This window comes from Pseudonocardia endophytica (assembly GCF_004339565.1).
Lineage (GTDB): Bacteria > Actinomycetota > Actinomycetes > Mycobacteriales > Pseudonocardiaceae > Pseudonocardia > Pseudonocardia endophytica.
In genome coordinates, this window is record NZ_SMFZ01000002.1 from 524,162 (window position 1) to 545,725 (window position 21,564).

General features: G+C 70.1%; 33 protein-coding genes. 31 read left to right on the forward strand and 2 right to left on the reverse strand.

Annotation, left to right across the window (positions count from 1 at the left end):
- Positions 1–5 precede the first annotated feature (5 nt).
- The 23 genes from rplV to EV378_RS21430 all read left to right on the forward strand — a co-directional run bounded on the left by rplV (position 6) and on the right by EV378_RS21430 (position 14,537).
- The gene (rplV, locus tag EV378_RS21320; protein ID WP_132429007.1) at positions 6–431 is read left to right on the forward strand and encodes a 50S ribosomal protein L22; all 426 of its coding nucleotides are present in this window, start codon (positions 6–8) and stop codon (positions 429–431) included.
- Positions 431–1,279: a 30S ribosomal protein S3 gene (gene rpsC, locus EV378_RS21325; RefSeq protein ID WP_243653685.1), complete on the forward strand. Its 849-nt coding sequence runs from the start codon at positions 431–433 to the stop codon at positions 1,277–1,279. Before rplV ends, rpsC begins: the two co-directional genes overlap by 1 nt.
- A 2-nt stretch (positions 1,280–1,281) precedes the next feature.
- The gene (gene rplP, locus EV378_RS21330; RefSeq protein WP_132429009.1) at positions 1,282–1,701 is read left to right on the forward strand and encodes a 50S ribosomal protein L16; all 420 of its coding nucleotides are present in this window, start codon (positions 1,282–1,284) and stop codon (positions 1,699–1,701) included.
- Positions 1,701–1,943, forward strand: coding sequence for a 50S ribosomal protein L29 (gene rpmC / locus EV378_RS21335; RefSeq protein ID WP_132429011.1), 243 nt, complete (start codon positions 1,701–1,703; stop codon positions 1,941–1,943). Before rplP ends, rpmC begins: the two co-directional genes overlap by 1 nt.
- Positions 1,944–2,026: 83 nt before the next feature.
- Positions 2,027–2,311 carry a 30S ribosomal protein S17 gene (gene rpsQ, locus EV378_RS21340; protein WP_132432482.1) on the forward strand — a complete coding sequence of 95 codons (285 nt, stop codon included), beginning with the start codon at positions 2,027–2,029 and terminating at the stop codon, positions 2,309–2,311.
- Positions 2,312–2,321: 10 nt separating this feature from the next.
- Positions 2,322–2,690: a 50S ribosomal protein L14 gene (gene rplN / locus EV378_RS21345; protein WP_132429013.1), complete on the forward strand. Its 369-nt coding sequence runs from the start codon at positions 2,322–2,324 to the stop codon at positions 2,688–2,690.
- A 33-nt stretch (positions 2,691–2,723) separates the two neighbouring features.
- Positions 2,724–3,050 carry a 50S ribosomal protein L24 gene (gene rplX / locus EV378_RS21350; protein WP_132432484.1) on the forward strand — a complete coding sequence of 109 codons (327 nt, stop codon included), beginning with the start codon at positions 2,724–2,726 and terminating at the stop codon, positions 3,048–3,050.
- Position 3,051: 1 nt separating this feature from the next.
- Complete coding sequence (gene rplE / locus EV378_RS21355) at positions 3,052–3,615, forward strand: 50S ribosomal protein L5 (RefSeq protein ID WP_132429015.1); 564 nt, start codon at positions 3,052–3,054, stop codon at positions 3,613–3,615.
- Positions 3,616–3,617: 2 nt separating this feature from the next.
- Entirely contained in the window at positions 3,618–3,803 is a 186-nt protein-coding gene (locus tag EV378_RS21360) for a type Z 30S ribosomal protein S14 (RefSeq protein ID WP_132429017.1), read from the forward strand.
- Positions 3,804–3,879: 76 nt separating this feature from the next.
- Complete coding sequence (gene rpsH / locus EV378_RS21365; RefSeq protein WP_132429019.1) at positions 3,880–4,278, forward strand: 30S ribosomal protein S8; 399 nt, start codon at positions 3,880–3,882, stop codon at positions 4,276–4,278.
- A 16-nt stretch (positions 4,279–4,294) separates the two neighbouring features.
- Positions 4,295–4,834: a 50S ribosomal protein L6 gene (gene rplF / locus EV378_RS21370; RefSeq protein WP_132429021.1), complete on the forward strand. Its 540-nt coding sequence runs from the start codon at positions 4,295–4,297 to the stop codon at positions 4,832–4,834.
- Positions 4,835–4,881: 47 nt separating this feature from the next.
- Positions 4,882–5,250 (forward strand): 50S ribosomal protein L18, encoded by a 369-nt coding sequence (rplR, locus tag EV378_RS21375; protein ID WP_132432486.1) that lies wholly within the window; start codon positions 4,882–4,884, stop codon positions 5,248–5,250.
- A gap of 37 nt (positions 5,251–5,287) precedes the next feature.
- Positions 5,288–5,947 carry a 30S ribosomal protein S5 gene (rpsE, locus tag EV378_RS21380; protein WP_132429023.1) on the forward strand — a complete coding sequence of 220 codons (660 nt, stop codon included), beginning with the start codon at positions 5,288–5,290 and terminating at the stop codon, positions 5,945–5,947.
- Positions 5,948–5,952: 5 nt separating this feature from the next.
- Complete coding sequence (gene rpmD, locus EV378_RS21385) at positions 5,953–6,138, forward strand: 50S ribosomal protein L30 (RefSeq protein ID WP_132429025.1); 186 nt, start codon at positions 5,953–5,955, stop codon at positions 6,136–6,138.
- Positions 6,135–6,590, forward strand: a complete 456-nt coding sequence (gene rplO / locus EV378_RS21390) for a 50S ribosomal protein L15 (RefSeq protein WP_243653686.1) — start codon at positions 6,135–6,137, stop codon at positions 6,588–6,590. The genes rpmD and rplO overlap by 4 nt, the downstream gene beginning before the upstream one ends.
- Positions 6,591–6,751: 161 nt before the next feature.
- The gene (gene secY / locus EV378_RS21395) at positions 6,752–8,062 is read left to right on the forward strand and encodes a preprotein translocase subunit SecY (RefSeq protein ID WP_132429027.1); all 1,311 of its coding nucleotides are present in this window, start codon (positions 6,752–6,754) and stop codon (positions 8,060–8,062) included.
- Between the two features lie 96 nt (positions 8,063–8,158).
- On the forward strand, positions 8,159–8,707 hold the full coding sequence (locus EV378_RS21400; protein WP_132429029.1) for an adenylate kinase: 549 nt from the start codon (positions 8,159–8,161) through the stop codon (positions 8,705–8,707).
- 25 nt (positions 8,708–8,732) lie between these two features.
- Positions 8,733–9,575, forward strand: coding sequence for a type I methionyl aminopeptidase (map, locus tag EV378_RS21405; protein WP_132429031.1), 843 nt, complete (start codon positions 8,733–8,735; stop codon positions 9,573–9,575).
- An 84-nt stretch (positions 9,576–9,659) separates the two neighbouring features.
- A complete protein-coding gene (locus tag EV378_RS21410; RefSeq protein WP_132429033.1) occupies positions 9,660–10,883 on the forward strand; it encodes a Re/Si-specific NAD(P)(+) transhydrogenase subunit alpha in 1,224 nt (407 codons plus the stop codon).
- Entirely contained in the window at positions 10,883–11,254 is a 372-nt protein-coding gene (locus tag EV378_RS21415) for an NAD(P) transhydrogenase subunit alpha part 2 (protein WP_132429035.1), read from the forward strand. Before EV378_RS21410 ends, EV378_RS21415 begins: the two co-directional genes overlap by 1 nt.
- Positions 11,254–12,645, forward strand: a complete 1,392-nt coding sequence (locus tag EV378_RS21420) for an NAD(P)(+) transhydrogenase (Re/Si-specific) subunit beta (RefSeq protein WP_132429037.1) — start codon at positions 11,254–11,256, stop codon at positions 12,643–12,645. Before EV378_RS21415 ends, EV378_RS21420 begins: the two co-directional genes overlap by 1 nt.
- A 177-nt stretch (positions 12,646–12,822) precedes the next feature.
- Positions 12,823–13,737, forward strand: a complete 915-nt coding sequence (locus tag EV378_RS21425; protein ID WP_132429039.1) for a DNA-processing protein DprA — start codon at positions 12,823–12,825, stop codon at positions 13,735–13,737.
- Positions 13,734–14,537, forward strand: coding sequence for a hypothetical protein (locus EV378_RS21430; RefSeq protein WP_132429041.1), 804 nt, complete (start codon positions 13,734–13,736; stop codon positions 14,535–14,537). The genes EV378_RS21425 and EV378_RS21430 overlap by 4 nt, the downstream gene beginning before the upstream one ends.
- A gap of 13 nt (positions 14,538–14,550) precedes the next feature.
- On the opposite strand, the gene EV378_RS21435 is transcribed toward EV378_RS21430, so the two are convergent.
- Entirely contained in the window at positions 14,551–15,822 is a 1,272-nt protein-coding gene (locus EV378_RS21435; protein ID WP_132429043.1) for an MFS transporter, read from the reverse strand.
- 318 nt (positions 15,823–16,140) lie between these two features.
- Here EV378_RS21435 and infA point away from each other — a divergent pair, with 318 nt between their 5' ends.
- From infA to truA, 8 genes are all read left to right on the forward strand, one after another.
- Positions 16,141–16,362 carry a translation initiation factor IF-1 gene (gene infA / locus EV378_RS21440; RefSeq protein ID WP_028929190.1) on the forward strand — a complete coding sequence of 74 codons (222 nt, stop codon included), beginning with the start codon at positions 16,141–16,143 and terminating at the stop codon, positions 16,360–16,362.
- A 25-nt stretch (positions 16,363–16,387) separates the two neighbouring features.
- Positions 16,388–16,501: a 50S ribosomal protein L36 gene (rpmJ, locus tag EV378_RS21445; protein WP_132429045.1), complete on the forward strand. Its 114-nt coding sequence runs from the start codon at positions 16,388–16,390 to the stop codon at positions 16,499–16,501.
- A gap of 169 nt (positions 16,502–16,670) precedes the next feature.
- On the forward strand, positions 16,671–17,051 hold the full coding sequence (gene rpsM, locus EV378_RS21450) for a 30S ribosomal protein S13 (RefSeq protein ID WP_132429047.1): 381 nt from the start codon (positions 16,671–16,673) through the stop codon (positions 17,049–17,051).
- On the forward strand, positions 17,051–17,461 hold the full coding sequence (gene rpsK / locus EV378_RS21455) for a 30S ribosomal protein S11 (protein ID WP_132429049.1): 411 nt from the start codon (positions 17,051–17,053) through the stop codon (positions 17,459–17,461). The genes rpsM and rpsK overlap by 1 nt, the downstream gene beginning before the upstream one ends.
- A gap of 17 nt (positions 17,462–17,478) precedes the next feature.
- Complete coding sequence (gene rpsD / locus EV378_RS21460; RefSeq protein WP_132429050.1) at positions 17,479–18,084, forward strand: 30S ribosomal protein S4; 606 nt, start codon at positions 17,479–17,481, stop codon at positions 18,082–18,084.
- A 93-nt stretch (positions 18,085–18,177) separates the two neighbouring features.
- A complete protein-coding gene (locus tag EV378_RS21465; RefSeq protein WP_132429052.1) occupies positions 18,178–19,224 on the forward strand; it encodes a DNA-directed RNA polymerase subunit alpha in 1,047 nt (348 codons plus the stop codon).
- 2 nt (positions 19,225–19,226) lie between these two features.
- Positions 19,227–20,093, forward strand: a complete 867-nt coding sequence (rplQ, locus tag EV378_RS36945) for a 50S ribosomal protein L17 (protein ID WP_132429054.1) — start codon at positions 19,227–19,229, stop codon at positions 20,091–20,093.
- A 92-nt stretch (positions 20,094–20,185) separates the two neighbouring features.
- Positions 20,186–20,992 (forward strand): tRNA pseudouridine(38-40) synthase TruA, encoded by an 807-nt coding sequence (gene truA / locus EV378_RS21475; protein ID WP_243653944.1) that lies wholly within the window; start codon positions 20,186–20,188, stop codon positions 20,990–20,992.
- On the opposite strand, the gene EV378_RS21480 is transcribed toward truA, so the two are convergent.
- The gene (locus EV378_RS21480) at positions 20,937–21,479 is read right to left on the reverse strand and encodes a hypothetical protein (protein WP_132429058.1); all 543 of its coding nucleotides are present in this window, start codon (positions 21,477–21,479) and stop codon (positions 20,937–20,939) included. The two genes, truA and EV378_RS21480, sit on opposite strands and share 56 nt — an antisense overlap.
- Between the last annotated feature and the right edge of the window lie 85 nt (positions 21,480–21,564).

Consider the following 21,564-nt stretch of genomic DNA (forward strand, 5'->3'; position numbering starts at 1 on the left):
GTCAGATGGCTGACACAGCCGAGACCACCGGCGCCGCGCTCGAGCCCGTTCGCGCGCACGCCAAGGCCCGGTTCGTCCGGATGGCGCCGATGAAGTGCCGTCGCGTCGTGGACCTCGTCCGCGGCCTGCCGGTGAACGAGGCTCTGGCGATCCTGCGGTTCTCGCCGCAGGCCGCCGCCGAGCCGGTGGCGAAGGTCGTGGCGAGCGCCGCGGCGAACGCCGAGAACAACCTGGACCTGGACCCGGAGACCCTTGTGATCTCCGCGGCGATGGTCGACGAGGGGCCGACGCTCAAGCGCATCCGTCCGCGGGCCCAGGGCCGCGCGTACCGGATCCGCAAGCGGACGAGCCACATCACCATCGAGGTCGAGTCCCGTCCGGCGCAGAACGCCGGTGGCCGTCGTCGTGGTGCGAAGGGGAGGGCCCGCTGATGGGGCAGAAGATCAACCCGCACGGGTTCCGCCTGGGCATCACCACGGACTGGAAGTCGCGCTGGTACGCCGACAAGCAGTACTCGGAGTACGTCAAGGAGGACGTCGAGATCCGCAAGATGCTCTCCAAGGGCATGGAGCGGGCCGGCATCTCCAAGGTCGAGATCGAGCGGACCCGTGACCGGGTGCGGGTGGACATCCACACCGCCCGTCCGGGCATCGTGATCGGCCGCCGCGGCGCGGAGGCCGACCGGATCCGGGGCAATCTCGAGAAGCTGACCAAGAAGCAGGTCCAGCTGAACATCCTCGAGGTCAAGAACTCCGAGTCCGACGCGCAGCTCGTCGCGCAGGGCGTGGCCGAGCAGCTGTCGAACCGCGTCGCGTTCCGTCGTGCGATGCGCAAGGCCATCCAGTCGGCCATGCGCAGCCCGCAGGTCAAGGGCATCCGGGTGCAGTGCTCCGGACGTCTGGGCGGTGCCGAGATGTCGCGGTCGGAGTTCTACCGCGAGGGCCGGGTGCCGCTGCACACGCTGCGCGCGGACATCGACTACGGCCTGTTCGAGGCGCGGACCTCGTTCGGCCGGATCGGCGTCAAGGTCTGGATCTACAAGGGCGACGTCGTCGGCGGCCGCCGCGAGGGCGCCCCGGCCGCCGCCGCTCCGGACCGTGCCCCGCGCCGCGAGCGCCCGGCCCGTCGTCGTTCCGGTGCGTCCGGCACGACCGCGACCAGCACCGAGGCCGGCCGCGCCGCCGCCCAGCCCGCCGGCAACCTGGCGGTCCAGGAGTCCACGCAGGACCCGACCGCGCCGGTGGAGTCGCCGCAGAACAACGAGGGTGGGGAGTCCTAGCCATGCTGATCCCCCGCAAGGTCAAGCACCGCAAGCAGCACCGTCCGCACCGCAGTGGCCTGTCCACCGGCGGTACGCGGGTGTCGTTCGGTGACTACGGGATCCAGGCGCTGGAGCCGGCCTACGTGACGAACCGGCAGATCGAGTCGGCCCGTATCGCGATCAACCGGCACATCCGTCGTGGCGGCAAGGTCTGGATCAACGTGTTCCCGGACCGTCCGCTGACGAAGAAGCCCGCCGAGACCCGCATGGGGTCCGGCAAGGGCTCGCCGGAGAAGTGGATCACGAACGTGAAGCCCGGCCGGATCCTGTTCGAGATGAGCTTCCCGAACGAGGCGACGGCGAAGGAGGCCCTTCGCCGGGCCATCCACAAGCTGCCGATGAAGTGCCGGATCGTGACCCGTGAGGGTGGTGACATCTGATGGCGGCTGGTGGCACCAAGGCCGCGGAGCTGCGTGAGCTGACCGACGAGGAGCTCACGGTGCGCGTGCGGGAGGCCAAGGAGGAGCTGTTCAACCTCCGCTTCCAGATGGCGACCGGGCAGCTGGACAACAACCGGCGGCTGCGTACCGTCCGCCACGACATCGCGCGGGTCTACACCGTCATGCGCGAGCGTGAGCTGGGCCTGTCGGCCGCCCCGATCGACGGGGAGGGTGCGGCGTGAGCGACAGCACCAGTGGCACGAGCGCCGACGTGCGCACCGTGGCCGACGACGCCACCGCGGCGAGCGCGCCGCAGACGGCGCACGTGAAGCCGGAGGGGCAGAAGCCCGACAGCCGCGAGCGCGGCGAGCGCAAGATCCGAGAGGGCCTGGTCGTGTCCGACAAGATGGACAAGACCGTGGTCGTGGAGCTCGAGGACCGCGTCAAGCACCCGCTCTACGGCAAGGTCATGCGCCGGACCAACAAGGTCAAGGCGCACGACGAGGAGAACACGGCCGGTGTCGGCGACCGTGTCCGGTTGATGGAGACCCGTCCGCTGTCGGCCACCAAGCGGTGGCGGCTGACGGAGATCCTCGAGAAGGCCAAGTAGGAGTCGAGAAGTGATCCAGCAGGAGTCGCGACTGCGCGTCGCGGACAACACCGGTGCCAAGGAGATCCTGTGCATCCGGGTGCTGGGCGGCTCGGCTCGGCGCTACGCGGGGATCGGTGACGTCATCGTCGCCACGGTCAAGGAGGCCATCCCCGGTGCGGGTGTCAAGCGCGGTGACGTCGTCAAGGCGGTCATCGTCCGCACCCGCAAGGAGAAGCGCCGGCCGGACGGCAGCTACATCCGGTTCGACGAGAACGCCGCCGTCCTGATCCGTCCGGACAACGGACCGCGTGGGACCCGCATCTTCGGACCGATCGGTCGCGAGCTCCGCGACCGGAAGTTCATGCGGATCATCTCCCTCGCACCGGAGGTGCTCTGAGTCATGGCCCAGTCGAAGGCCCAGAAGGTCAAGATGAAGGTGAAGAAGGGCGACACCGTCCTGGTGATCGCCGGCAAGGACAAGGGCGCCAAGGGCAAGGTCATCCAGGCCTACCCGGAGCGTCAGCGCGTCCTGGTCGAGGGTGTCAACCGGATCAAGAAGCACACCCGGGTGAGCCAGAACCAGCGCGGTGCCGAGTCCGGCGGGATCGTCACGCAGGAGGCCGCGATCCACGTCTCGAACGTGATGGTCTGCGACTCCGACGGCAACCCGACCCGGATCGGCAAGAAGGCCGTCGAGGGCGAGGACGGCAAGACCCGCAACGTCCGGATCTCCAAGCGCAACGGGAAGGAGCTCTGACATGACCACCGCAGAGAAGACCATCCCGCGGCTCAAGGAGCGCTACCGCGGGGACATCCTTCCCGCGATGCGCGAGGAGTTCGGCTACAAGAACGTCATGCAGATCCCCGGCCTGACCAAGGTCGTGGTGAACATGGGCGTCGGCGACGCCGCCCGCGACTCGAAGCTGATCGACGGTGCGCTGCGCGATCTGGCCACGATCACCGGCCAGAAGCCGCAGCTGCGCCGCGCGACCAAGTCGATCGCGCAGTTCAAGCTCCGCGAGGGCATGCCGATCGGCGCGAAGGTGACGCTGCGCGGCGACCGGATGTGGGAGTTCCTGGACCGGCTGCTGACGATCGCGCTGCCCCGTATCCGCGACTTCCGCGGGCTCGAGGGCAACCAGTTCGACGGCCGTGGCAACTACACGTTCGGCGTCTCCGACCAGTCGATGTTCCACGAGATCGACCCGGACACGATCGACCGGCCGCGCGGCATGGACATCACCGTCGTCACCACCGCGACGACGAACGCGGAGGGCCGGGCGCTGCTGCGGCACCTGGGCTTCCCCTTCAAGGAGAGCTGAGGATGGCGAAGAAGGCGCTGATCAACAAGGCGAACTCGAAGCCGAAGTTCGCCGTGCGGGGCTACACGCGCTGCCAGAAGTGCGGCCGGCCGCGTGCCGTGTTCCGCAAGTTCGGCCTGTGCCGTGTGTGCCTGCGCGACATGGCGCACGCCGGCGAGCTCCCGGGCGTGAGCAAGTCCAGCTGGTGACCTCCGGGTCGCCGGTTCGTTTCCTATCGCCGCAGGCCCCCGAGGGGAACCACGGCGGGAGAAGAGACTCCACACCATGACGATGACCGATCCGATCGCAGACATGTTGACGCGTCTGCGGAACGCGAACTCGGCCTACCACGACCGCGTCGTGATGCCCCACTCCAAGCTGAAGGTCGCCGTGGCGGAGGTCCTTCAGAAGGAGGGCTACATCGCCGCGCACCACACCGAGGACGCCGAGGTCGGCAAGTCCCTGGTCGTCGAGCTGAAGTACGGGCGCAACCGGGAGCGCAGCCTCGCGGGCGTCCGCCGGGTGTCCAAGCCCGGCCTGCGCGTCTACGCGAAGTCGACGAACCTGCCGCGGGTCCTCGGGGGCCTCGGCGTCGCGATCATCTCGACCTCTCAGGGTCTGATGACCGACCAGCAGGCCTACCGGAGCGGCGTGGGCGGGGAAGTCCTCGCCTACGTCTGGTGAGAAGGGAGAACTGACGATGTCACGCATCGGAAAGCTGCCCGTCACCGTCCCGTCCGGTGTCGAGATCACGATCGACGGCCGCACGGTCACCGCGAAGGGCCCGAAGGGCACCCTGTCGCACACCGTGGTCGAGCCGATCACGGTCGAGCGCGACGACGACGGCGCGGTGCTGGTCAAGCGCCCGGACGACGAGCGCGAGAACAAGGCCTTCCACGGCCTGTCCCGCTCGCTCGTGAACAACATCGTGGTCGGCGTCAGCGCCGGCTACGAGAAGAAGCTCGAGATCCACGGCGTCGGCTACCGCGTCCAGCTCAAGGGCCAGAACCTCGAGTTCGCCCTGGGCTTCTCGCACCCCGTCGTGATCGAGCCGCCGGAGGGCGTCACGTTCGCCGTCGAGTCGCCCACCCGGTTCTCGGTCCAGGGGATCGACAAGCAGGTGGTCGGCGAGACGGCCGCGAACATCCGCAAGCTGCGCCGCCCGGACCCGTACAAGGGCAAGGGCGTGCGTTACTCCGGCGAGCAGATCCGCCGCAAGGTCGGAAAGACGGGTAAGTGATGGCCGAGAGCAACGAGCCCCAGGTCTCCGGTGCCGCGCGGCGCCGGATGGCCTCGCAGGTGGCACGCAAGCGCCGGGACTCCAGGTTCCGCCGTCACGCCCGTCTGCGGAAGAAGATCTCCGGCACGCCGGTGCGTCCGCGCCTGTCGGTGAACCGCAGCTCGCGGCACATCGCCGTCCAGCTGATCGACGACCTGGCCGGCCACACGCTGGCCCACGCGTCGAGCCTGGACGCCGAGGTGCGCACCGTCGAGGGCGACAAGAAGGCCAAGGCGCAGAAGGTCGGCGAGCTGATCGCCGCCCGCGCCAGGGAGGCAGGCGTGACCGCGGTCGTGTTCGACCGCGGCGGGCTGTCCTACCACGGCCGGATCGCCGCGCTGGCGGACGCCGCGCGCGAGGGAGGCCTCGAGTTCTGATGATGGTGACACGCAAGGACACGGAAGGGATCGTCTGATGCCGGGACGTGCACGGCGCGACGGCGGCGGCCCCAACAGTGGTGGCGGCCCCGGCGGCGGCAACGACAACAACAACAACCGCGACCGGCGTGACCGCCGGGACGGCGGCGGCCGTGGCGGGGCGCAGGACAAGACCCCGTACATCGAGCGCCTGGTCACGATCAACCGCGTGGCCAAGGTGGTCAAGGGTGGTCGGCGCTTCAGCTTCACCGCGCTCATGATCGTGGGCGACGGCGACGGGCTGGTCGGCGTCGGCTACGGCAAGGCCAAGGAGGTGCCCGCGGCGATCGCCAAGGGCGTCGAGGAGGCGAAGAAGAACTTCTTCCGCGTCCCGCGCATCGGCGGCACGATCGTGCACCGCGTGCAGGGCGAGGCGGCCGCGGGCGTGGTGCTGCTGCGCCCGGCCAGCCCCGGTACCGGCGTCATCGCCGGTGGCCCGGTCCGCGCCGTGCTGGAGTGCGCGGGGATCTCGGACATCCTGTCCAAGTCCCTGGGCAGCGACAACGCGATCAACATCGTGCACGCCACGGTGGCCGCGCTGAAGTCGATCTCGCGTCCGGAGGAGGTCGCGGCCCGCCGCGGCCTGCCGATCGAGGACGTCGCGTCGACCCAGATGATGCGTCAGCGCGCCGCCGCGGCCGAAGCGGCGAGGACGTGAGCGCCATGGCGACGCTGAAGATCACCCAGGTGAAGAGCCGGATCGGCTGCAAGCAGAACCAGCGCGACACGCTCCGCTCGCTGGGGCTGCGCAAGATCCACCAGAGCGTGGAGCGCCCGGACGACCCGCAGACCCGCGGGTACGTCCACACGGTGCGCCACCTCGTGAAGGTCGAGGAGGTGGGGTCGTGAGCGATGAGATCATCAAGCTGCACGACCTGCGTCCGGCGCCCGGCTCGAAGAAGGCCAAGCAGCGCGTCGGCCGCGGCGAAGGCGGCAAGGGCGGCAAGACGGCCGGCCGGGGCACGAAGGGCACGAAGGCCCGCAAGACCGTGTCGCCGCGCTTCGAGGGTGGGCAGATGCCGCTGCACATGCGGCTGCCCAAGCTCAAGGGCTTCAAGAACCGGTTCCGGGTCGAGTACCAGGTCGTCAACGTCGGCGAGCTCGCCGTCCTGTTCCCGCAGGGCGGCGAGATCGGTCCGGCCGAGATGGCCGCGGCCGGTGCGGTGCGCCGCAACGAGCCGGTGAAGGTGCTCGGCGAGGGCGAGCTGGACGGCGTCTCGCTGACCGTCTCTGCCCACAAGTTCTCCGCGTCCGCGCGCGAGAAGATCTCGGCGGCCGGCGGGTCGGTCTCCGAGCTGTAGTTCCACCGGCGTCGTCCGCGGACACGGCCGGCTTCCTGCGAGGAAGCCCGTCGTCGCGGGCGGCGCCGAACTGCTGTGTGGCGCGCTGTACAGTCGCCGCACGGGTCCCGAGCCGCATGTGTGCTCGTCGAGAACCCATGAAGTCGTAGGAGGAGCCCCGAGTGCTCAGCGCGTTCCGAGCGGCCCTGACCACGCCGGACCTTCGCAAGAAGATCATCTTCACGTTGGTGGTCGTGGCCGTCTACCGGCTGGGCGCGAACATCCCCTCGCCCGGGGTGTCGTACGTCAACGTGCAGGAGTGCGTGAAGCAGGTCGAGGGCGGCGAGAACTCGTCGGTCTACTCGCTGATCAACCTGTTCTCCGGCGGGGCGCTGCTCCAGCTGTCCATCCTGGCGCTGGGCATCATGCCCTACATCACGGCCAGCATCATCGTCCAGCTGCTGCAGGTCGTCATCCCGCGCTTCGAGCAGCTGAAGAAGGAAGGCCAGTCCGGCCAGGCGAAGCTCACGCAGTACACGCGGTACCTGACGATCGGTATCGCGATCCTGCAGTCGACCGGCTTCGTCGCGCTCGCCGAGCGCGGTCAGCTGTTCCAGGGCTGCAACCTCCCGATCATCCCGAACGGGAACGTCTTCTCCCTCGCGGTCATCGTCATCGTCATGACGGCGGGCACCGCGGTCGTCATGTGGCTGGGCGAGCAGGTCACCGAGCGCGGCATCGGCAACGGCATGTCACTGCTGATCTTCGCCTCGATCGCGCACCGCATCCCGGCCGAGGGCAAGCAGATCCTGGACAACGCGGGCGGCCTGGTCTTCGCCGGCGTCTGCGTGTTCGGTCTCGCGATCATCGCCAGCGTCGTGTTCATCGAGAACGGCCAGCGCCGGATCCCGGTGCAGTACGCCAAGCGCATGGTCGGCAGGCGGATGTACGGCGGCACGTCGACGTACCTCCCGCTGAAGGTCAACCAGGCCGGTGTCGTGCCGGTGATCTTCGGTAGCTCCCTGCTCTACCTTCCCGACCTGGTCGCCCGGCTGGCCGGCTCGCAGGGCGGCGGGCTCCAGCAGTTCGTGCAGACCTATCTGGTCGATCAGTCCAACCCCGTGCACATTCTGTTGTACGTCGCACTGATCATCTTCTTCACCTACTTCTACGTGGGCATCACGTTCAACCCCGACGAGCGGGCCGAGGACATGAAGCGCTACGGCGGCTTCATCCCCGGCATCCGCCCGGGCCGCCCGACCGCCGAGTACCTGAACTTCGTGCTCAGCCGCATCACGCTGCCGGGCTCGCTCTACCTCGGCATCATCGCGGTGCTCCCGAACTTCTTCCTCGGGATCACCGGCACCGGCGGGAACCAGAACTTCCCGTTCGGCGGCACCGCCGTCCTGATCATGGTCACGGTCGGTCTGGACACCCTGAAGCAGATCGAGAGCCAGCTCATGCAGCGGAACTACGAAGGTTTCCTGCGTTAGGCTCGTCGCAGGTGGCCGCCCCTGTGAGGGCGCCGGTCCCGCCGTCCGGATCCCGGATGGCACGTTCCACAGTCGATCTCAGGGAGGCGGGTTCACGTGCGACTCGTTCTGGTTGGTCCGCCGGGTGCGGGCAAGGGAACCCAGGCGGAGCGGATGGCCGAGCGGTTGGACGTCCCGCACATCTCGACCGGTGACCTGTTCCGGGCGAACCTGAAGCAGGAGACCGAGCTCGGTCTCGAGGCGAAGCGCTACATGGACGCGGGCAACCTGGTCCCCGACGAGGTGACCGTCGGCATGGTGCGCGACCGGCTCGGCGACGCCGACACCGAGAAGGGCTTCATCCTCGACGGGTTCCCGCGCACGACCGCGCAGGCGGACTCGCTCGGCGGGATCCTGAAGGACAAGGGCCTGGAGCTCGACGCGGTCGTGCAGTTCGAGGTCGACGACGAGGTCGTCGTGCAGCGTCTGCTCGGCCGCGGCCGCAGTGACGACAACGAGGACACGATCCGCAACCGGCAGCAGGTCTACCGCGACGAGACCGCGCCGTTGCTGCAGTACTACGCCGACCGTCTCGTCACCGTCGACGCGGTGGGCGAGGTGGAGGAGATCACCGAGCGCGTGTTCACGGCGCTCGGCAAGGGCTAGGACACCGAGGAAGAGGACGGCAGCAGTGCACTCGGGCCGGGGAGGTGTCCGCGGGGCGATCGCCCGCTACCGCGGACGCGACATCGAGCTGAAGACGCCGGCGCAGCTGCAGGCGATGCGCCGCGCCGGGTTGCTCGTCGCGACGACGCTGGCCGCGGTCACCGATGCCGCCCGCCCGGGCGTCAGTACCGCCGAGCTCGACGCGATCGCCGAGAGCACGATCCGTGCCGGGGACGGCGTCCCGTCGTTCCTCGGTTACCACGGCTTCCCGGCCAGCATCTGCGCGTCGGTGAACGAGCAGATCGTGCACGGCATCCCGTCGTCAGGGCAGGTGCTCGCCGACGGCGACCTGATCTCGGTGGACTGCGGCGCGATCGTCGAGGGCTGGCACGGGGACGCGGCGGTGACGATCGCCGTCGGCGACGTGCCCGCCGACGACCTGGCGCTGTCGGCCGCGTGTCGCGAGGCGATGCTGGCCGGTCTCGCGGCGGCCCGTCCGGGTGGACGCCTCACCGACGTCTCGCACGCGATCCAGGAGTCCTGCCGCGAGTCCGCGCGCCGCGACGGGCTGGACTACGGGATCGTCGCCGAGTACGGCGGGCACGGCATCGGCACGTCGATGCACATGGACCCGTTCCTGCCGAACCACGGCGACGCCGGGAGCGGCCCGAAGCTCCGCCCCGGGATGGCGCTGGCCGTCGAGCCGATGCTCACCGCTGGCGATCCGGAGACGAAGGAGCTGGCCGACGGCTGGACCGTCGTGACCGCCTCCGGTCGTCGTGCCGTGCACTGGGAACACACGGTCGCCATCACCGAGGACGGGCCGTGGCTGCTCACCGCCCCGGCCGAGGAGACCGGCGCGGCCTGACCCCGACTTACGGTCGGGTCGTGGTTGGGATGCCGATCACCACCGCGCGCGGGGGAGCCAGGTGCTGCACTAGGTTCTCCCGCTATGGGCGAAGAGGCCGGGCAGTCGCCGAGCGATGCGCAGGCGGAGCGAGAATCGGCGCAGGGGCGCACGACGTCGATCGGCGTCCCGAAGGAGTCGGCGGAGGGTGAGCGCCGTGTCGCGCTCGTCCCGAAGGTCATCGAGAAGCTGACCAAGCGTGGTGGTCGGGTCGTCGTCGAGTCCGGCGCCGGGGTCGAGGCGCTGATCCCGGACGAGCACTACACCGAGGCGGGCGCCGAGATCGGCGACCCGTGGTCGTGCGACGTCGTGGTGAAGGTCGGGCGGCCGACCGAGGAAGAGATCTCCAAGCTCGGCGACGGCACGACGCTGATCGGGATGCTCGCCCCGCTGACGTCGCCGGAGACGATCGAGAAGCTGAAGTCCCAGGGCGTGACGGCGTTCGCGATGGAGTCCATCCCGCGCATCTCGCGCGCCCAGGGGATGGACGCGCTGTCGTCGCAGGCGAACGTATCCGGCTACAAGGCGGTGCTGGAGGCGGCGCAGGCGTCGACCCGGTTCTTCCCGATGCTGACCACGGCCGCCGGCACGGTGAAGCCCGCGACCGCGCTGGTGCTGGGCGTCGGCGTCGCCGGGCTGCAGGCGCTGGCCACCGCGAAGCGGCTCGGCGCGCGCACGACGGGCTACGACGTGCGCCCGGACGTCGCGGACCAGGTGAAGTCGCTCGGCGCCCAGTGGCTGGACCTCGGCATCGAGGCGGCCGGCGAGGGCGGCTACGCCCGCGAGCTGACCGACGAGGAGCGCCAGAAGCAGCAGGACCAGCTCGAGCTGGCGATCACCGGGTTCGACATCGTGATCACCACAGCGCAGGTGCCAGGGCGCGAGGCGCCGAAGCTGGTCAGCGAGAAGGCCGTGGAGGGTATGCGGCCGGGCAGCGTGATCGTCGACCTGGCCGGTGAGGGCGGCGGCAACTGCGAGCTGACCGAGCCGGGCGAGACCGTCGTGAAGCACGACGTGACGATCGTGTCCCCGCTGAACCTGCCGGCGACCATGCCGGAGCACGCGTCGGAGCTCTACGCACGCAACATCACCGCACTGCTCGAGCTGATGCTCGACGAGGGTGAGCTGTCGCCGGACTGGGACGACGAGGTGCTGGCGAAGTCCTGCGTGACGCGCGAGAGCAGCGCCGGCGGAACGAGTGTCGACACCGACGAGCCCGCCGCGAGCAGCTCCGACGGCGAGACCGAGAAGAGCGAGGGAGAGTCCTGATGGAGTCGGGAAGCCTGCTGGCGAACCTCGCGATCCTGGTGCTGGCCGGGTTCGTCGGGTTCGCGGTCATCTCGAAGGTGCCGAACACACTGCACACGCCTCTGATGTCCGGCACGAACGCGATCCACGGCATCGTCGTGCTCGGCGGCATCGTCGTGCTCGGTGAGCTGGAGAACGCGTCGGTGCTGGAGCAGATCCTGCTGTTCGTCGCGATCGCGTTCGGCATGATCAACGTCATCGGCGGGTTCCTGGTGACCGACCGGATGCTCGGCATGTTCAAGGGCAAGCAGCCCGCGAAGCCCGGTGCCGAGGAAGAGAAGGACGACGCCGGGGTCATCACGGCCGAGAAGGCAGCGAAGGGCGGTTCGTGATGGACGTTCTGGAACCGATCCTCTACCTCGTCGCGTTCGCGCTGTTCATCTACGGCCTGATGGGCCTGACCGGTCCGCGCACGGCGGTCCGGGGCAACTGGATCGCGGCCGTCGGCATGGCGATCGCGATGATCACCGCGCTGATCGTGGTGATCGTGCACGGCGCCCACAACATCTGGCTCATCCTCGCCGCGCTGGTGGTGGGCACGATCGTCGGCGTCCCCTCGGCGCGCCAGGTCAAGATGACCCAGATGCCGCAGATGGTGGCGCTGTTCAACGGCGTCGGCGGCGGCGCGGTGGCGCTGATCTCCTGGTCGGAGTTCCTGGCCACGCCCGGCTTCGACGGCCGCGAGACGGTCTTCATCATCGCGTCGCTGTTCTCGGCGCTGATCGGGTCGATCTCGTTCTGGGGCTCGCTGATCGCGTTCGGCAAGCTCCAGGAGATCGTCTCGTCGTCGCCGATCGGCCTGGGCAAGGCCCAGCAGTTCGTCAACGGCATCCTGCTGCTCGGCGCGATCGCCTGCGCCGTGGTTGCCGGGACCGGCAACACGTCGGTGCTGTGGATCGTCGCCGTGCTGGTGCTGGCCGGGATCCTCGGCGTGATGGTCGTGCTGCCGATCGGCGGCGCGGACATGCCCGTCGTCATCTCGCTGTTGAACGCCATGACGGGTCTCGCGGCGGCGGCCGCCGGTCTCGCGCTGGGCAACACGGCGATGATGGTCGCCGGCATGATCGTCGGTGCGTCCGGCTCGATCCTGACGAACCAGATGGCCAAGGCCATGAACCGGACCATCCCGGCGATCGTCGCCGGCGGGTTCGGCGGTGCGTCGGTGGCCGCGGCGGACGACGACCCGGACAAGACGGTCCGGTCCACGTCGGCGGCGGACGCCGCGATCCAGATGGCCTACGCCGAGAGCGTGATCATCGTCCCGGGCTACGGCCTGGCCGTGGCACAGGCCCAGCACGCCATCAAGGAGATGGCCAAGCTGCTGGAGGGCAAGGGCGTCGAGGTCCGGTACGCGATCCATCCGGTCGCGGGCCGCATGCCGGGGCACATGAACGTGCTGCTGGCCGAGGCCGAGGTCTCCTACGACGTGCTCAAGGAGATGGACGAGATCAACGACGACTTCTCCCGCACCGACGTCACGCTGGTGATCGGGGCGAACGACGTCACGAACCCGTCGGCGCGCAACGACACGAACTCGGCCATCTACGGCATGCCGATCCTGAACGTGGACCAGAGCCACAACGTGATCGTGCTGAAGCGCTCGATGAGCTCCGGGTTCGCCGGGATCGAGAACCCGCTGTTCTTCCTGGACAACACGTCGATGCTGTTCGGCGACGCGAAGTCGTCGGTGGAGCAGGTGACCGAGGAGCTCAAGGCGTTGTAGGACGGCGCAGGGCCTCCCCGGGCCGGCGGTGGGCCCGGGCGCGGGCGTCGGTCGACACGCCGTCCTGCGTGCTGGTCGGAACGGCCTCGATCTGGCACAGTCGAACTGGTGTTCGATGATGCTGCGGACGGAGGACGGGTGACCACGGCCGACGGCGACGGTTCTAGGCTGCCGCGCATGAGTGCACGGTGGGACGACGACGAGCGTGCGGCGCTCGTCGCCCTCCTGCGCACCCGTCCGCACGGGATGACGTGGTCGCAGATCGCCGCCGACGTGGACGTGCGGTCGAGCGCGCTCGCGCTCTGGGAGGAGCTCCATCCCGCCGACCTGTTCGACACGGGCGCGGAGCAGGTGGAGCTGGTGGCTGCCCGGCGGGACATCGCCGCGTGGCGCGCCGCCGGGCTCGGTTTCCGGACGTTCCTGGACGACGACTACCCGGCCCAGCTCCGGGAGGTACACGACCTGCCGCCCGTCCTGTTCCATCGGGGAACCCTCGTCGGGAGCGAGACGGCCGTCTCCGTCGTCGGCTCCCGCAAGGCTTCTCCCAGGGGTCGGGAGCTGGCCCGGTCGCTCGCGTCCGCGCTGGTCGAGACCGGCATGACGGTCCTCTCCGGGCTGGCCGCGGGAATCGACGCGGCCGCGCACACCGCGGCGCTGGAGGCCGGCGGTCGGACCGTCGCGGTGATCGGCACGGGGATCACCCGGTACTACCCGGCCGAGAACCGCGCGCTGCAAGACCGCATCGCGGAGTCCGGCCTGCTGCTCTCGCAGTTCTGGCCGGATGCGCCACCGACGAAGCAGACGTTCCCGATGCGCAACGCCGTGATGTCCGGATTCGGCCGGGCGACGATCGTCGTCGAGGCCGGCGAGCAGAGTGGGGCCCGGATCCAGGCGCGCCGCGCCGTCGAGCACGGACGCACCGTGGTGCTCACGGACGCGGTCGTCGAGGCGAACGAGTGGGCCCGGGTCATGGTCGATCGGCCCGGGGTGTATGTCGCGTCTGCACCGGCGGAGATCATCGGGATCATCGAGCAGACGCTGGCGGGTCCTGACGAGCTGCTGTCGCTGTTGCGGTCACCTGCGGGGCGATGACCGGATCGCCGGAGTTCGCGGATCGGGCCCGCGCCGTCCTGTACGCGAGAGTCGGTGCGATCTTCGCCAACACGGCCCGTGGACCGGGTCACTGTGCGGTGTGCACCGGCCCGACCGGTGCGCCAGGGTTCCTGGCGTGCCAGCAATGTTCCCGTCAGCGTGCGGAGTTCGGCTCGGAGCTCGCCGACCTGGTCGTTCCGCTGGCCTACGTACAGGGCTGGATGTCGCCCCCGCACCAGTCGCAGCACCACGTCCGGCGCTACAAGTCGCTGTTCCACCCGTCCGCCCGGTGCGCGGAAGACCTGGAGCTGATGGTGGCTGCGGCGTCTGCGATCCACGGACCGTGCATCGCGTCGGAGGTGGGGTGGTGGGACGTGCTGACCTTCGTCCCGTCGGTCACGCGGTGTGGGGTCGACCATCCGGTGGTGGGTCTGGCGCGCCGGGTGTTCGATCACGGCCGTCGAGTCGACCGTGTCGTGCTCGCGCCGACCGACGACCTGTCCACGGTCGATCGGCGGCCGCAGCGCGGTGCGTTCACGATGCCGGCGGATCACGCGGCTGCCGTGCGGGGCAGGCACGTTCTCGTCGTGGACGACACGTGGGTGTCGGGTGCGAAGGCGCAGTCGGCGGCGCTGACGCTGAAGGCAGTCGGGGCCTCCCGGGTGACGATCCTGTGTGTCGGGCGCTGGCTGAGTCACCAGTGGGACGAGCATCGCCGTCTGATCGACAGCGGTCTGCCGCCCTACGACGCGCTGGCCTGTCCTGTCGGTCCCGGAGCGTGTCGCGGCCCGCAGCCCTGACCGGGTGGGCGCGTCAGGCGTCCAGCGGGTGCGTGGTCTCGTCGCGGGGCAGGCGGAACGCGACGATCGCGACGATCGCGAGTACCGCGGGGACGACGGCGGCGACCAGGAACGTCGCCGGGATACCGATGGCGACGCCCGCCGGGCCGGCGAGCGCCATGGACACCGGCATCAGCGCCAGGGACACGAAGAAGTCCAGGCTGGAGACTCGACCGAGCAGGTGTTCGGGGACCCGCCGCTGCAGCAGCGTGCCCCAGACGACTCCCGCACCGGCGTTCGTGAGGCCCACGACGAACGCCGCCGCGGCCATCACGGCGAGCACGTCGGCCACCCCGAGCGCGGCGAGCGGCAGGGCCCCGAACCCCCACATCGTCAGCATCACCGTGAGGTACCTGCGTGGCATCCGGCGGGAGGCCACGAGCAGGGAACCGGCCACCCCACCCGCGCCGTAGGCGGCGAGGACGAACGCGTAGGCGCCGGGCCCGCCGCCGGTCTGGTCCCGGACCGCGAACGGGACGAGCACCTGCACCGGACCGACGACGACGAGTGCGTAGAGCATCGCGAACGACAGGCTCGCGAACAGCCATCCCGTGCGGAGCAGGTACCGGAACCCCTCGCGCAGGTCGGCGAGCACGGTGCCGCGACCGTCGTCCGGGCCGGCCCGGGTCGCTCCGATGCGCAGCGCCAGCAGCGGTACGAGCGCCGCGCAGTAGGCGAGGCAGGCGGTGAGCAGGCCCGCCCCCGGGACGAGCGCACCGACCACGAGGCCGGCCAGCGCCGGGCCGAACGCCTGGGTGGCGGCCGGACGGAGCGTCTGCTCGACGCCGTTCGCGGCGAGCAGCTCGTCGGCGGGCAGCACGGCGGGCAGGAGCGCGGTGAGGGACGGGAAGTAGAACGCCTCGGCCGCGCCGACCACGAACGCCAGCACCACCAGGTGCCACACGGCGAGCAGGCCGGTCAGGGACAGCGTCGCGGCCAGCCCGGTCGCCGCGACCCGGACCGCCTCCACGGACCGCAGCACCCGTCGTCGCGGCACCCGGTCCGCGACCACGCCACCGGCCAGCACGCTCACCAGCAGCCCCACGCTCGCCGCGGCCGAGACGAGCGACAGCGTCGCCGGACCGCCGCCGAGCCCGATCACCTGCCACACGATCGCGACGAGCCAGACGCCGGAGGCGAGCAGCGAGAGCGCCAGTGACGTCGCGAGCAGCCGGTACTCGCGGTGCCGGAACGGCCGCAGCGCGCGGGGCAGGCGGGAACCGGGCGCCCGCTGTGTGTCCCCCACCCGCTCAGGAGATCATCACCGAGTGCCGGACGGCCAGTGCCGGACGTCGCCGGGGCGCGCCGCGTCCGATGGTTGCCACGTCCGGCGTCCGGAGTGCACCATGAAGGAGACGCACGATCCGGCCGTGCCGTCGTCACGGACCCGCCTGCTCGCGGCGCGCGCGGAGTCCGTACACTGGTGATTCGGCGCGCCTCTGCGGCGCCGGTTCCGTCGTGCTCTCCGCACCCCTGGTTCCGCTGTTCGTTCAGGATGCGCCGTGCACGGTGAGCGCCCCCGGAACGGGACGCCCACACCACCCGTCACGGGATAGCGGAGGACATGGCCAAGAAGGACGGGGCGATCGAGGTCGAGGGCCGGGTCGTCGAACCCCTGCCGAACGCGATGTTCCGCGTGGAGCTGGAGAACGGACACCGGGTCCTCGCGCACATCAGCGGCAAGATGCGCCAGCACTACATCCGGATCCTGCCGGAGGACCGTGTGGTCGTCGAGCTGTCGCCCTACGACCTCACTCGCGGCCGCATCGTCTACCGCTACAAGTGACAACCGAGAACAGAAGGCAGACGACGTGAAGGTCAAGCCGAGCGTCAAGAAGATCTGCGACCGGTGCCAGGTGATCCGCCGTAACGGCCGGGTCATCGTGATCTGCTCGAACCTGCGGCACAAGCAGCGCCAGGGCTGATCAGCCGGTCACGGACCGTCTGAGCACGCAACACAGAAGCACTCGGTGTACCTGCCGGGCCACACGGGCCCGGTCACACCCCCGGCACCGGGCCGGGGCCCGAACGCAGCGGTGGATCGGGACGGACATCGGGAAGACCCGGCACAAATCGACAGGAGAACCACGCCGCATGGCACGTGTTGCCGGCGTCGACCTCCCCCGCGAGAAGCGGTTGGAGATCGCGCTCACCTACATCTTCGGGGTCGGACGAACCCGCTCGAAGGAGATCCTCGAGGCCACGGCGCTGAGCCCCGACCTCCGGTCGAAGGACCTGACCGACGAGGACGTCAGCAAGCTCCGTGAGTACATCGAGGCGAACCTGCAGGTCGAGGGTGACCTGCGCCGTGAGATCCAGGCGGACATCCGCCGGAAGATCGAGATCGGTTCGTACCAGGGCATCCGTCACCGTCGCGGCCTTCCGGTCCACGGCCAGCGCACGAAGACCAACGCGCGCAGCCGCAAGGGTCCGAAGAAGACCGTCGCCGGTAAGAAGAAGGCAGGTAAGAAGTAATGCCGCCCCGCACTCGTCAGGGCGCGGCCGGACCCAAGAAGGTCCGTCGCCGCGAGAAGAAGAACGTCGCGCACGGGCACGCCCACATCAAGTCGACGTTCAACAACACGATCGTGTCGATCACCGACCCGACCGGCGCCGTCATCGCCTGGGCCAGCTCCGGGCACGTCGGCCTCAAGGGTTCGCGCAAGTCGACGCCGTTCGCCGCCCAGCTGGCCGCCGAGAACGCCGCGCGCAAGGCCATGGACCACGGCATGAAGAAGTGCGACGTGTTCGTGAAGGGTCCGGGCTCCGGCCGCGAGACCGCGATCCGTTCGCTGCAGGCCGCCGGCCTCGAGGTCGGCACGATCTCCGACGTCACCCCGCAGCCGCACAACGGCTGCCGTCCGCCCAAGCGGCGCCGGGTCTAGGGGAAGGGAGTACTGACATGGCTCGCTACACCGGCCCCATGACCCGCAAGTCCCGCCGACTGAAGACCGACCTCGTCGGCGGCGACCAGGCGTTCGAGCGTCGTCCCTACCCGCCCGGCCAGCACGGCCGGATCCGGATCAAGGAGACCGAGTACCTGCTGCAGCTGCAGGAGAAGCAGAAGGCCCGCTTCGCCTACGGCCTGCAGGAGAAGCAGCTCCGTCGCTACTACGAGGAGGCGCACCGCCGCACCGGCAAGACCGGTGACGAGCTGCTGCAGATCCTCGAGTCGCGCCTGGACAACGTCGTCTACCGCGCGGGCCTGGCCCGGACGCGACGGATGGCGCGTCAGCTGGTGAACCACGGCCACTTCATGGTCAACGGCAAGAACGTGGACATCCCCAGCTACAAGGTGTCTCAGTACGACGTGATCGACGTCCGGGACAAGTCCCGGAACATGGACCCGTTCGTCATCGCGCGTGAGCTCTACGGCGACCGGCCGGTCCCGGCCTGGTTGCAGGTGGTGCCGAACACGCTGCGGATCCTGGTCCACCAGCTGCCCGAGCGTGCGCAGATCGACACGCAGGTCACCGAGCAGCTGATCGTCGAGTTCTACTCGAAGTAGCGACTCGACGTCCCCGTCGCCCCGCAGGGTGGGGCGGCGGGCTCTCCGCGACATCAAATAGCGGTTGTCGCGGGTGCATAGGAGGCACACACCATGCTGATCTCTCAGCGCCCCACCCTCACCGAGGACACGATCACCGAGACCCGGTCGCGGTTCGTCATCGAGCCGCTCGAGCCGGGCTTCGGCTACACCCTCGGCAACTCCCTGCGTCGCACGCTGCTCTCGTCCATCCCGGGCGCTGCCGTCACGTCCATCCGGATCGACGGCGTGCTGCACGAGTTCACCACCGTCCCGGGGGTGAAGGAGGACGTCACCGACATCATCCTGAACCTCAAGGAGCTCGTCGTGAGCTCCGAGGAGGACGAGCCGGTGACGATGTACCTGCGCAAGCAGGGCCCGGGCGCGGTCACCGCCGGCGACATCGTGCCGCCGGCCGGCGTCACCGTGCACAACCCGGACCTGCACATCGCCTCCCTGAACGACAAGGGTCGGCTCGAGGTCGAGCTCGTCGTCGAGCGCGGCCGCGGCTACGTCCCGGCGATGCAGAACAAGGCCACCGGCGCCGAGATCGGCCGGATCCCGGTCGACTCGATCTACTCGCCGGTGCTCAAGGTGACGTACAAGGTCGAGGCCACCCGTGTCGAGCAGCGCACGGACTTCGACAAGCTGGTGCTCGACGTCGAGTCGAAGCCCTCGATCAGCCCCCGGGACGCGCTGGCCAGCTCCGGCAAGACCCTGGTGGAGCTGTTCGGGCTGGCCCGCGAGCTCAACGTCGACGCGGAGGGCATCGAGATCGGACCGTCGCCGCAGGAGGCGGACACCATCGCGGCCTTCGCGATGCCGATCGAGGAGCTGGACCTGACGGTCCGTTCCTACAACTGCCTCAAGCGTGAGGGCATCCACACGGTGGGCGAGCTGGTCGGCCGCAGCGAGGCGGACCTGCTCGACATCCGGAACTTCGGCGCCAAGTCGATCGACGAGGTCAAGATGAAGCTCGTCGGCCTCGGCCTGGCCCTGAAGGACAGCCCGCCCGGGTTCGACCCGTCCGCCGCGGCAGCCGACTACGGCGCCGACGGTGGCTTCGACCCGGACACGTTCGGTGACGACGGTCAGGACTACGCAGAAACGGAGCAGTTGTAGCCATGCCCCAGCCCACCAAGGGCCCCCGCCTCGGCGGGTCGCCCGCGCACCAGCGGCTGATCCTGGCCAACCTGGCGACGTCGCTGTTCCAGCACGGCCGGATCACCACGACCGAGGCCAAGGCCCGCCGGCTGCGTCCGTACGCGGAGCGGCTGATCACCAAGGCCAAGGTCGGTGACCTGCACAACCGTCGCGAGATCATGAAGGTGATCCGTGACAAGGAGGTCGTGCACCGCCTCTGCACCGAGATCGGCCCGTTCTACGCGGACCGCAACGGCGGCTACACCCGGATCACGAAGACGATGCCGCGCAAGGGCGACAACGCCCCGATGGCGGTCATCGAGCTGATCCAGCAGAAGACGGTGACCGACGAGGCGAACCGGGCGCGTCGCGCGGCCGGCTCGCAGCAGGCCGCCCCGGCCGCTGCGGTGGACGCCGCAGAGGACGCCGCCGACGCGGCGGTGGACGCCGCCGGTGAGGCCGAGAAGGCCGCTCCGGAGTCGGAGGCCGCGGACAAGGCCGTCGACGCCGCTGTCGCCGCCGAGGAGGCCGCAGCCGCGGCGTCCGACGCCACGGCCGAGGCTGCCGACGAGCCCGCGGACTCCGCGGCCGAGGCCGCCGAGGTCTTCGAGGAGTCCGGCTCCACCGAGGACGCGCCGTACGGCGAGGGCAGCCACGCCCCGCTGGCCGACGCGGCCGAGGCGCCGGAGGGCTTCGAGATCAAGGGCAACGAGGACTCGAAGCTCTACCACGTGCCCGGCTCGTCGCACTACGCGCAGACCACCGCCGAGGTCTGGTTCGCCTCCGAGGAGGCCGCCGAGGCGGCCGGCTTCACGAAGCCGGCGTCGCAGCAGGAGTCCGACTCCTGAGCGACACGCAGGACCCGACCGGGCCCGTCGTCCCCACGGACGGCGGGCCCGGTCCCGTCTGTGCCGCCGACGCGGTCCGGGTCCGTCTCGACATCGCCTACGACGGCACGGACTTCCACGGCTGGGCGGCGCAGCCGGACCAGCGGACCGTGCAGGGCGTGCTGACCGACGCGCTGTCCACGCTCGCCCGCGTGCCGCTGCGGCTCACCGTGGCCGGCCGGACGGACGCCGGGGTTCATGCGACGGGGCAGGTCGCGCACGTCGACCTGCCGGGCTCCGTCCCGGACGGGCTGCTGCGGCGGCTGAACCGGCTGCTCCCCGCGGACGTCCGGGTGCGGGCGCTGACGCCGGTCCCTCCGGAGTTCGACGCGCGGTTCTCGGCCCTGCGCCGCCACTACCGGTACCGGGTCACGACGGCCGCGTTCGGCGCGGAACCGCTGCGGGCACGGGACACCGTCGCGTGGCCGTATCCGCTCGACCCGGACACGATGAACGACGCGTCCGCCCGGCTGCTCGGCGAACACGACTTCGCCGCGTTCTGCAAGCGCCGCGACGGCGCGACGACGGTGCGGGCCCTGCAGCGCTTCGACTGGGCGCCCGCCCCCGGCGAGCCCGGTGTGCTCGTCGCGACCGTGTCCGCGGACGCGTTCTGCCATTCGATGGTGCGCAGCCTGGTCGGCGCGGTGTTCGAGGTCGGTCGTGGGCACCGGTGGCCGGACTGGCCGGTGGGTCTGTTGACCCGGGACCGTCGGGCGTCCGAGGTGACGGTCGCGCCGGCGCACGGGCTGGCGCTCACGGCCGTCGACTATCCGGTCGACGACGAGCTCGCCGCACGCGCCGAGGTCACCCGGCGGATCCGGGTGCCGGGGGACGGGGCGGAGCCTGCGGCTCGGGCGTGACCGGGCCCTGCTGCGCGAGCGGTGCCGCAGGCCAGGCCGGGTAGCCGTACGGCGGGCCGACGGGAGGAGCCGGCGGCCGGGACCCGGCGCCCGTCCTCGCCAGCGCGATGATCAGCCAGATGATCGAGCCGAGGTAGCCCGCCGTCGCGAACGTGCCGACGAACCCGAACACGTCCGGCACCGGCGCGTCGGGCCCGGCGATCAGCGACCAGATTGCGAGGTTGCTGCGCACGTCCCCGAAGTCGGGCATGGTCGCGCCGGCGAGCAGCAGCAGCCCGGCGCACGTCACGAACGGAGCGGTGAGGGCATCCGGGAGCACCTTCCGTCGCAGCGCCACCAGCGACAGGACGGGCGGCACCGCGAGCACCAGCAGGCCGACGACGGTGACGATCAGGATCACCAGCAGCCAGCCCGCCGACAGCAGCCGCAGGCCCGCGAACACGACCAGCGCGGCGAACTGCAGCGCCACGTTCAGGCTCGCTCTCACGAGGTGATCCTCCCCCTGCTCGGGCGACGTCCGAATCGCCATTCGTGGCGAATGCTGCCTCCGATGCGCCTCCGCCGGATCCGTA